This is a genomic window from Methanobrevibacter sp. (assembly GCF_017427765.1).
Taxonomy (GTDB): Archaea; Methanobacteriota; Methanobacteria; order Methanobacteriales; family Methanobacteriaceae; genus Methanocatella.
The window spans coordinates 102,963-113,825 of record NZ_JAFRSC010000022.1; the positions used below are offsets into that span (position 1 = coordinate 102,963).

Annotated in this window: 8 protein-coding genes and 1 pseudogene; all 9 read left to right on the forward strand. The window is 37.2% G+C overall.

The annotated features are described in order from the left end of the window. Window positions 1-768 (forward strand): annotated as a pseudogene (locus IJL02_RS06580) (carboxypeptidase-like regulatory domain-containing protein); the annotation flags it as partial. A gap of 3 nt (window positions 769-771) precedes the next feature. After that, window positions 772-2,604: a DNA-directed RNA polymerase subunit B gene (gene rpoB / locus IJL02_RS06585; RefSeq protein ID WP_292813513.1), complete on the forward strand. Its 1,833-nt coding sequence runs from the start codon at window positions 772-774 to the stop codon at window positions 2,602-2,604. A gap of 25 nt (window positions 2,605-2,629) precedes the next feature. Further along, the gene (locus tag IJL02_RS06590) at window positions 2,630-5,395 is read left to right on the forward strand and encodes a DNA-directed RNA polymerase subunit A' (RefSeq protein ID WP_292813483.1); all 2,766 of its coding nucleotides are present in this window, start codon (window positions 2,630-2,632) and stop codon (window positions 5,393-5,395) included. 8 nt (window positions 5,396-5,403) lie between these two features. Continuing rightward, window positions 5,404-6,591, forward strand: coding sequence for a DNA-directed RNA polymerase subunit A'' (rpoA2, locus tag IJL02_RS06595; protein WP_292813487.1), 1,188 nt, complete (start codon window positions 5,404-5,406; stop codon window positions 6,589-6,591). An 11-nt stretch (window positions 6,592-6,602) separates the two neighbouring features. Then, a complete protein-coding gene (locus IJL02_RS06600; RefSeq protein WP_292739357.1) occupies window positions 6,603-6,902 on the forward strand; it encodes a 50S ribosomal protein L30e in 300 nt (99 codons plus the stop codon). Window positions 6,903-6,908: 6 nt separating this feature from the next. Further along, entirely contained in the window at window positions 6,909-7,340 is a 432-nt protein-coding gene (locus IJL02_RS06605; RefSeq protein ID WP_292813490.1) for a NusA-like transcription termination signal-binding factor, read from the forward strand. Window positions 7,341-7,668: 328 nt separating this feature from the next. Beyond that, the gene (locus IJL02_RS06610) at window positions 7,669-8,094 is read left to right on the forward strand and encodes a 30S ribosomal protein S12 (protein ID WP_067044341.1); all 426 of its coding nucleotides are present in this window, start codon (window positions 7,669-7,671) and stop codon (window positions 8,092-8,094) included. A gap of 13 nt (window positions 8,095-8,107) precedes the next feature. After that, on the forward strand, window positions 8,108-8,668 hold the full coding sequence (locus IJL02_RS06615; protein WP_292813495.1) for a 30S ribosomal protein S7: 561 nt from the start codon (window positions 8,108-8,110) through the stop codon (window positions 8,666-8,668). 31 nt (window positions 8,669-8,699) lie between these two features. After that, a partial coding sequence (locus IJL02_RS06620) for an elongation factor EF-2 (protein WP_292813500.1) occupies window positions 8,700-10,863 on the forward strand: 2,164 nt, incomplete at its 3' end.

Sequence of the window (10,863 nt, forward strand, 5' to 3'; positions counted from 1 at the left end):
GTGAGATGTTTGGCTAAAAATGATTTAAAAAAGGTAGATGAAGCTTACGCTTTTTTCGGATTTGATGAAAGAGTTCCTTTGGATGATGTTAAATCTGTTAGAAAAGATTTCATCACTGAAAACAATGATGAAGAAGATGAAGCAAAAAAAGAAAAGCGTTTAAACGATATAAATACTTACTTTAGTATCATTGAAGAATACTGTCATGATGACGGTGAAGATACAACTGACGATGGTGAGACTGGAAATGAAACTGTAGGAAATGACTCCGGAATTGTACAAACCGGTAATGTTTCAGTATCTCTTAGTGATGAAGATGACAGTCCTATTCAGGGAGTAACAGTAACATTATCTGATGATGATGAGACTTATTCCGGTTCCACAGGTAAGGCTGGTGGTTGTACTATTAAAAATGTTCCATTTGGTGTATATTCCGTTGAAGCAGATGCTGATGGATATGAAAGTGATTTAGACTCATTCACTGTTGGCGATGGTGAAAATCTATTAAACATTTCTCTTAAAAAGATCACTCCTCCTAGAGCAACCAAAGATGTTTTAATTTCAGTCAGTGATGAAAGCGGCGCTCCTGTCCAAGGGGCAACCGTTATATTATCTGATGAAGATGATGACTATGTTGCATCTACAGGAAGTGCAGGCGGCGGTACAATCAAAAATGTTCCGGTAGGCGAATATTCCATTGAAACTCATGCTGATGAATATGCTACTGATTATGGTATGGTCACTATCGATGAGGAAGAAAACCTATTAAACATTACTCTCAAGACAGTCACTCCTCCTGGTGTTAAAACTAAAATATATATTAACGGTGCACTTTTAGGAACCTGTACCAACCCTGAAGAGTTCACTCAGGACATGAGAGAAAAAAGAAGAGCAGGAATTGTATCTCATGAAATGAATATTACATATTATGAAGACAACAATGAGATTTATATATTCAATGATCCTGGTAGAGCTAGAAGACCATTAATAATTGTTAAAGAAGGAGAACCTCTTTTAAAAGAAGAGCATTTAAATAAAGTTGCCAACGGCAAATTGAAATGGGATGATTTGATAAATAACGGTCTCATTGAATATCTTGATGCTGAAGAAGAGGAAAACTCATATATCGCAATGACTTTAGCTGAATTGAATGATGAACATACTCACCTGGAAATTGACCCTGCTACAATGCTTGGTATCTGTGCAGGTATTATTCCATTTTCCGACCACAACTCCTCTCCAAGGAACACCATGGAAGCGGGTATGACAAAACAGGCTTTAGGTTTATATGTTTCCAACTATGCATTACGTACCGATACCAGAGCTCACTTGTTACATCATCCTCAAACTCCTATCGTTAAAACACGTATTATCGATTCAACTAATTATGACTTAAGACCTTCCGGTCAGAACTTCGTTGTAGCTTTAATGTCTTATGAAGGATATAACATGGAAGACGCAATGGTTATCAACAAAGGTTCCCTTGAAAGAGGATTGGCAAGATCTTCATTCTTCAGAGCTTACGATACTTCAGAAAAAAGATATGCTGGAGGTCAGGTGGACAAATTTGAAGTTCCAGATAAAAACATTAAAGGATACAGATCCGAAGAGGCATACAGAAACCTGGATGAAGATGGTGTTGTAAACCCTGAATCCTATGTGGAATCCGGTGATGTATTAATCGGAAAAACTTCTCCTCCAAGATTCTTGGAAGAAGACTTCGGAACTGTTGCTGATAGAAGAAGAGAAACTTCAGTAACTGTAAGACACGGTGAAAAAGGTATTGTCGATGCAGTTCTTTTATCTGAAACTGTCGAAGGTTCAAGATTAGCTAAAATCAGAGTAAGGGATACCAGACAACCTGAATTTGGTGATAAATTCGCATCAAGACACGGTCAGAAAGGGGTTGTCGGTTTAATATTATCTCCTGAAGATATTCCATTTACAGAATTTGGTGTAGTGCCTGATTTAATAGTTAACCCTCACGCTATTCCATCAAGGATGTCTATCGGACAGGTGTTAGAGATGGTTGCCGGTAAGGCAGGTTGTCTTGAAGGTGAAAGAGTTGATGCAACTCCATTCAACCAAGCGCTTGAAGATGAAATCAAACAGCAATTAATCAATCACGGATTTGAATCCGCAGGATGTGAATCATTATACAGCGGTGTAACCGGTGAGAGAATTGATGCTGAAATCTTTGTAGGAGTGGCATATTATCAGAAATTACACCACATGACTACAGATAAAGTTTATGCCCGTTCCAGAGGTCCTGTACAAGTACTTACACGTCAGCCTACTGAAGGTAGAGCACGTGAAGGTGGTTTAAGATTCGGAGAAATGGAAAGGGATTGTCTTATCGCACACGGTGCAGCATTAACATTAAAAGAAAGACTTCTTGATGAGTCAGACAAATATGAAGCAATCGTTTGTGAAAACTGTGGTATGTTAGCTGTATATGACAGAAACAAGAATAAGAAATACTGTCCTATCTGTGGAGATGTAGAAACTTATCCTGTAGAAATTTCATACGCATTTAAATTATTATTAGACGAACTTAAGAGTTTATGTATTTTCCCTAAATTAGTTTTAGGAGACAAAGCATAATTAAATTTATTAAAGGAGCCAATACATGACACATTATATTAAAAAAATTGAACAAATTAACTTTGGTTTAATGTCTCCTGAGGATATTCGTAAGATGTCTGTTGTCACTGTCGAGTATCCTGATACTTATGGGGATGATGGTTTTCCTATTGAGAAAGGTTTGATGGACCCTCGTTTAGGTATTATTGATCCTAGTTTAGTATGTAGGACCTGCGGTTTTAAAGGTGGGGATTGTCAAGGTCACTTTGGTAGTATTGAACTTGCAAGACCTGTTATTCATGTAGGTTTTGGTGATGTCATTCACAAAATCTTACGTTCCACCTGTAATGACTGTGGTCGTATTCTCTTAAATGATGAGCAAATCGAGTTTTACGAAGAAAGAATTCGTGAAGCAATGGGCAACAAGGAAAGTATCAATAATATCTTGAAGGATGTTTACAAATCCGCTAAAAGAGAGTTAAAAACCATGCCTGAAGATGATGAGGAAATTGACTTGAAATACTGCTGTCCTCATTGTGGTGCACCTCAGGAAGCTATTATTTTAGATAAACCTGTTACTATTCGTCAAGGCGATTACAAATTAACTCCTTCCGAAGTACGTGAAAGACTTGAAAGGATTACTGATGATGATGCATTTATTTTAGGAGTAAACTCAGAAGTTGCAAGACCTGAATGGTTGGTTTTAACTGTACTTCCGGTTCCTCCAGTAACCGTAAGACCTTCAATTACTTTGGATACCGGTGAGAGATCAGAAGACGATTTGACTCACAAACTTGTAGATATCTTACGTATCAATCAACGTTTACTTGAGAATATGGAAGCAGGAGCTCCTCAATTGATTGTTGAAGACTTATGGGAGCTATTGCAATATCACGTTACCACTTACTTTGATAATGAAGCATCAGGTGTTCCACCTGCAAGACACAGGTCAGGAAGACCTCTTAAAACATTAACACAAAGGTTAAAAGGAAAAGAAGGAAGATTCAGATCCAACCTTTCCGGTAAACGTGTAAACTTCTCTGCACGTACAGTAATTTCACCTGACCCTAACATCAGTATCAATGAGGTCGGTGTGCCTGAAATGATTGCAAAAGAAGTGACCGTACCTGTTTATGTTAATGAATGGAACATTGATGAAATGAGGACTTTCATTGAAAACGGTCCTGATATTCACCCTGGTGCAAACTATGTAATCTCTAACGACGGAAAAACCAAAAGAAGAGTTACTGAAGAAACCAAAGAGTTCATTTTAGAACAATTGGAACCTGGTTTCATTGTCGAAAGACACTTGAAAGACGGGGATATGGTTTTATTCAACCGTCAGCCTTCACTTCACAGAATGAGTATGATGGCTCACGAAGTTAGAGTATTGCCTTACAAAACTTTCAGACTTAACTTATGTGTATGTCCTCCATACAATGCGGACTTTGATGGGGACGAAATGAACATGCACGTTTTCCAGACTGACGAATCACGTGCTGAAGCAAAATCTTTAATGCGTGTTCAGGAACACATCTTATCTCCAAGGTTCGGTGGACCGATTATCGGTGCTATTCACGACCACATTTCAGGAGCATATCTCTTAACCAGAGACGGTGTGGAATTTACAGAAGAGGAAGCTTTACAGATTATCCGTAAATCTCACTTGGAAATTCCTCCATTCAAATCCAACCAATGGGTTTTAAAATATGATTCTGATTTCGGTGAAGATTCTTTCATATTTAAAGATAAAGGAGATAAATGGACTGGAAAAGAGTTATTCTCACTATTACTGCCAAATGATTTAAACTTATCTTATAGTGCTGAGATTTCCAAATGTCCTGTAGTATATCCAGAAGAGGATGCAAGTGTCGTTATCAAAAACGGTATCTTGACTCAGGGTGTAATCGATGAATCAGCTTACGGTTCATTTTCAGGTAAAATCTTAGATAAAATTGTTAAAGAATATGGTCCTGGAAGAGCTAAAGAGTTCTTAGACCGTTCAACAGATTTAGCTATATGTGGAATTATGAAAACCGGTATTACTACCAGTTTAAATGATGAGGAAATTCCTGAAGAGGCTCAGGACAGAATTAATGAGCACTTAAACAAGAAGATGGAAGAAGTAGACATGCTTGTTCAATCTTATGAGGAAGGATACCTCCAAGCATTACCTGGTAGAAGCCTCGAAGAGACTTTAGAGATGAAAATCATGCAAGTTCTCGGGGAAGCTAGGGACATGTCCGGTAGTATTGCAGAAAACTACCTTACAATGGGTAAACAATACCCAGAAGACCCATATGACCATGTGATGGCTGTTGAAAACCACTCTGTAGTTATGGCACGTACCGGTGCAAGGGCATCCATGCTGAACCTAACTCAGATTACTGCTTGTGTAGGTCAGCAGGCAGTTAGGGGTGGACGTATCGAAAGAGGATACTTGAACAGAACTTTACCTCACTTCAAGAAAGGTGAGTTAGGGGCTAAAGCGAAAGGATTTGTACACTCAAGTTACAAATCAGGTCTTGACCCAATCGAGTTCTTCTTCCACGCAATGGGTGGAAGAGAAGGTCTTGTAGATACAGCGATTCGTACAGCTCAGTCCGGTTACATGCAAAGAAGACTTGTAAACGCACTTCAAGACTTGCAGGTTAAATCTTCAGGACTTGTTACTGATAATCAGGGTAATGTTATTCAAACCATGTTCGGTGAAGATGGTGTTGACCCTGCAAAATCCGACTTCGGTAAACCTGCAGACTTAAACAAACTCATTGATGAGATTAAACTTGAAATGGAAATGGAAGGTAAGTAGGTGTAACTATGGAAGATGTTATAATTAAAATAAATGAGATTATTGCTCAGCTCAATGATGAAGAAAATCTTGATATAGCTTTTCCAGATAGTTATATCGAAGATTTGGCTAAATCATACATCAACAGGGATTTGACTGATGATGAATTACGTGAACTTATTCGCAGACTTAAAGCTGCCTATGACCGAGCTCATGTTGAAGCTGGAGAGGCTGTTGGAACAGTAGCTGCACAATCTGTTGGTGAACCTGGTACTCAGATGACTATGCGTACTTTTCACTATGCAGGGGTAACTGAGTTAAACGTAACATTAGGTCTTCCAAGACTTATTGAGATTGTTGATGCTAGAAAAGAGATTGCTACTCCAACCATGGATATCTATTTTGATGAAGAAAGACGCAATGATGAAGAGTTTGTTAGGACTTTAGCTAATAAAATCGGTAAAAGTACAATAAACGATATTCTTTCTGACTTTAATTTGAACTATGGAACCATGGAAGTTGAAGCGGTTTTGGACAATAGGAAGATTGAAGAGAAAAGACTTGAAAGAGAAGACATTGATGCAATCATTTCAAAAACCTTCAAGAAGGCAACAATTACAAATGATACCATTACAATTCCTTCTCAAAAATCAGATAAATCTGAATCCAAGTTTGAAATACGTGAACTTCGTCTTTTAGCAGATAAGGTTCGTGACTTGCAAATCAGTGGTATAAAAGGAATCGGTAAGGTTATTATCCGTAAGGATGACCGTGAATGGATTATTCACACTGAAGGATCAAACCTTAAAGAGATTCTCGACATGGACGGTATTGACCATGTAAGAACCACTACAAACAACATTCATGAAATCGGTGAAGTTTTAGGTATTGAAGCTGCTCGTCAATCTATTATTAACGAAGCTCAAAACACTCTTTCAGAACAGGGTCTTAGTGTTGATGTAAGACATATCATGTTAGTTGCTGATATCATGACTTCAGAAGGTATAGTAAAATCCATTGGAAGACATGGTATTAGTGGTGAAAAATCAAGTGTATTAGCTCGTGCAGCTTTTGAAGAAACTGGTAAACATTTACTTAACGCAAGTATTCGCGGTGAAGTGGATGATTTAACAGGTATCATCGAAAATATTATTATTGGACAACCAATACCTCTTGGTACCGGATCAGTCGGTGTCAAAATGGATTATAAAAATTAATAGGAGGCTAGATGATGGACGTAGATAGAGGAATCAGAGTAGCTGTAGATACTGGTGATGTAACTTTAGGCTCTGAAAAATCAATTCAATCTTTAAAATTAGGAAAAGGCCAACTCGTTGTTGTTGCTGCTAACGCTCCTAAAGAAATTCTTGAAGATGTTGAATATTACGCAAATCTTTCCGAAATTCCATCCTTAGTATATGATGGAACTAGTGTAGATTTGGGTTCTGTTTGTGGTAAACCTTTCACTGTTGCTACATTAATCGTAAACGATCCAGGAGATTCTACTATATTAGACGATTTGAGGTAGATTTAAGTGTCTATTAAATTTAGTGCAAATGAAATTAGATACATAGCTCTTTTCGAAAATATGACTGGAGCAATGGTTAAAGATTGCATTATCGATGATGAACATGGAAAAGTTACTTTCGTTGTTAAGAATGGTGACATGGGACTTGCTATCGGTAAAGGAGGCAGTTCCGTATCTAAAGTTCAAAGAGCAGTAGATAAAGGTGTTGAGATTATCGAATTGGATGATGATCCGATACAGTTTATTAAAAATGTTTTATCCCCTGCAAAATTGCAAACTGTTAAAGTAAGTCAAAAACAGTCAGGCGAAAAAATAGCTACTGTAACAGCTGACAATACAAACAAACGTATTGCTATCGGTAAGAACGGGATTAATATTGAAAGAGCTAAATTGTTAGCAAATAGACAACATAATATAGACAATATTATTTTAAAATAGCTTTTTTGGCTATTTTATTTTAATTTATTTTTTAAAAAAAACTTTTTTATTTTTATTTTCAACCTAAAAAAACATACCTTTATAAAGGTTGAAATATATATTTTATCTTAAGATATCTGTACTTTTTTAATAACTTGACTATGTGTGCTTTTTGTCAATGTTTTGAATTTTATTTCAAGATATCTTCTTTTAGATAAAGCAATTTATCTAATTAATTATTATTACTGATTAATATCTTTGAATTTAGATTGTACTATAGTCTATAGTATAAATCGCAGCGGTGGATTCTTAGATATGGTTTTTAACAAAAAGATTAGAGGAAAAAAATATGCCAGGACTTTTTGCTGCAAAAAAACTTAAAAAAAATAGACAAAATTTTAAGTGGAAAGATGTAGATTACAAAAGAAGAGCTTTAAGATTAGATGTTAAAGCGGATCCTCTCGAAGGAGCTCCTCAAGCAAGAGGAATTGTAATCGAGAAAGTAGGGATAGAAGCAAAACAACCTAACTCTGCTATTCGTAAATGTGTTCGTGTTCAGTTAATTAAAAACGGTAAACAATTGACTGCTTTCGCACCAGGTGACGGAGCTATCGGATTTATCGATGAACACGATGAAGTGATGATTGAAGGAATCGGTGGACCATCCGGAAGATCCATGGGAGATATTCCTGGAGTCCGTTGGAAAGTTTCCAAAGTTAATAACGTAGCTTTATCAGAAATGGTAAGTGGAAAAATAGAAAAACCTGTAAGATAAGGTGGTTATATTTATGAGTAAATTATTTGGTAAATGGGATCTCGATGAAGTAAAAGTTGAGGACTTAGGTTTAGTAAAATATATCTGCTTAGATGAAACTTTAGTTCCACATACTTCTGGTAGACACGTAAAAAGACAATTCGCAAAATCTAAAGTATCAATTGTTGAAAGATTAATGAATAAAGTTATGAGAACCCATCTCAACTCCGGTAAGAAAAATATGGCTTACAACATAGTTAAAGATGCTTTAGAAATTATCCACAAAAGAACTAAAAAGAATCCTGTTCAGGTTTTAGTCACTGCAGTTGAAAACACTGCACCTCGTGAAGAAACTACCCGTATCAAATACGGTGGTATCGGTTACCAAGTTGCTGTAGACATTTCTCCACAAAGAAGAGTTGACCTTTCATTAGGATTCTTAACAAGAGGTACTTTACAATCTTCATTCAAAAACAGAAAATCTGTTGCTGAATGTTTAGCTGATGAATTAATTCTTGCTTCTCAAGAAGATTCAAGAAGTTTTGCTTTACAAAAAGCTGAAGAGAAAGAAAGAGTTGCTAAAGCAGCACACTAATCATATAATGTTTATATCTTAGGTGGTTATTTTGAGTAGAAGAGACAAAATGATTGCAAAAATCAAAGAGTTAATGTATGAACCTGACCAAATCAGAAACATTGGTATCTGTGCTCACATCGATCACGGTAAAACCACTTTATCTGATAACCTTTTAGCAGGTGCAGGAATGATTTCCGAAGAACTTGCAGGTGATCAAAGATTCTTGGATTTCGATGAACAAGAACAAGCACGTGGTATTACTATCGATGCTGCAAACGTATCAATGGTACACGATTACAAGGACAGCGAATACTTAATTAACTTGATTGATACCCCAGGTCACGTTGACTTCGGTGGGGACGTAACTCGTGCTATGAGAGCTGTAGACGGTGCAGTAGTTGTAGTTTGTGCTGTAGAAGGTATCATGCCTCAAACTGAAACTGTATTCAGACAAGCTCTAAAAGAAAACGTAAAACCAGTTTTATTCATTAACAAAGTTGACAGATTAATCAACGAGTTAAAATTAGAACCTGAAGAATTACAAAACAGATTCTTGAAAATCTTCATGGAAGCTAATAAATTGATTAGAAACATGGCTCCTGAAGACAAAAAAGAAGAATGGAAATTGGACTTCACTGATGGTAGTGTAGCTTTCGGTTCAGCTTACCACAACTGGGCGATCAACGTTCCAACCATGCAAGAAACTGGAATCAATTTCAAAGACATTATTGATTACTGTAATGCTGAAAACGAAAAAGAATTAGCACAAAAAGTACCTTTATCCGATGTATTATTAGGTATGGTAGTAGAACACTTGCCTTCCCCTAAAGAAGCTCAAGTTTACAGAGTACCTAACATCTGGGACGGAGACATCGATTCTCCTGCTGGTGAATGTATGATTAATACCTCCCCTGACGGACCTTTAGCGGTTATGGTTACCAACGTATCTGTTGACAAACACGCTGGTGAAATCGCAACCGGTAGGGTATATGGTGGAGCTATTTCAAAAGGTACTGAAGTTTACATGGTCGGTTCCCACGGTAAATCCAGAGTACAGCAAGTAGGTGTGTACTTCGGACCTGAAAGAGTTAACACCGACAAAGTTCCTGCAGGTAACATTGTATATGTTGCAGGTGCAAAAGGAGCTATCGCTGGTGAAACCTTATGTTCTCCTGAAGACAAAATCAAAGAGTTTGAAGGATTAGAACACATATCCGAACCTGTAGTTACTGTAGCTGTAGAAGCTAAAAATACCAAAGACTTACCAAAATTGATTGAAGTATTAAGACAAACTGGTAAAGAAGACCCTACCGTTAAAATCGATATTAACGAAGAAACCGGTGAACACTTAGTGTCCGGTATGGGTGAGCTTCACTTGGAAGTTATCGGTTACAGAATTAAAGACAAAGGTGTAGATATTACCACTTCCGAACCTATTGTTGTATACAGAGAAACCGTAAGGAAACTCTCTCCACAAGTTGAAGGTAAATCTCCTAACAAGCACAACAGATTCTACATTACTGTTGAACCTATCGAACCTGAACTCTACGCTGCAATCCAAGAAGGAGACATCAAAGAAGGTAGAGTTAAAGGTAAAGAGTCAGCTAACGACTTCATGGAACATGGTTTAGATAAAGAAGAAGCCAGAAGAGTATGGGCTGTTCACAACAGAAGCATATTCCTCAACATGACTCGTGGTATCCAATACTTGGATGAAGTTAAAGAATTGTTACTCGAAGGATTTGAAAATACTTTGAAAAACGGTCCTTTAGGCGAAGAAATTTCCATGGGATTAAAATTCAAACTCAACGATGCAAAACTTCACGAAGACGCAGTTCACAGAGGACCTGCTCAAGTATTGCCTGCTATCAGAAACGCAATCTTAGGTTCCATGATGCTTGCAGAACCTGCATTACTCGAACCTATGCAAAAAGTAGTTATTGACACTCCTAATGATTACATGGGTGCATGTACTCGTGAAATCCAAAACAGAAGAGGTCAAATTGTTAACATGGGTCAAGAAGGGGACATGGCAAGAATTGAATCTAAAGTGCCTGTAGCTGAAATGTTTGGTTTCGCTGGAGATATCAGATCCGCTGCTGAAGGTAGATGTTTATGGTCTACTGAAATCGCAGGATTTGAACCACTCCCACGTGAAATGCAAAATCAAATCGTAAGAGAAATCAGACAAAGAAAAGGCTTATCCGCAGAAC

What these genes read in the sequence shown, in the direction of transcription:
- IJL02_RS06590 (WP_292813483.1), top strand. Translation starts at nt 2,630, where the DNA reads ATGACACATTATATTAAAAAAATTGAACAAATTAACTTTGGTTTAATG.
- IJL02_RS06610 (WP_067044341.1), top strand. Translation starts at nt 7,669, where the DNA reads ATGCCAGGACTTTTTGCTGCAAAAAAACTTAAAAAAAATAGACAAAAT.
- rpoA2 (WP_292813487.1), top strand. Translation starts at nt 5,404, where the DNA reads ATGGAAGATGTTATAATTAAAATAAATGAGATTATTGCTCAGCTCAAT.
- IJL02_RS06615 (WP_292813495.1), top strand. Translation starts at nt 8,108, where the DNA reads ATGAGTAAATTATTTGGTAAATGGGATCTCGATGAAGTAAAAGTTGAG.
- IJL02_RS06600 (WP_292739357.1), top strand. Translation starts at nt 6,603, where the DNA reads ATGATGGACGTAGATAGAGGAATCAGAGTAGCTGTAGATACTGGTGAT.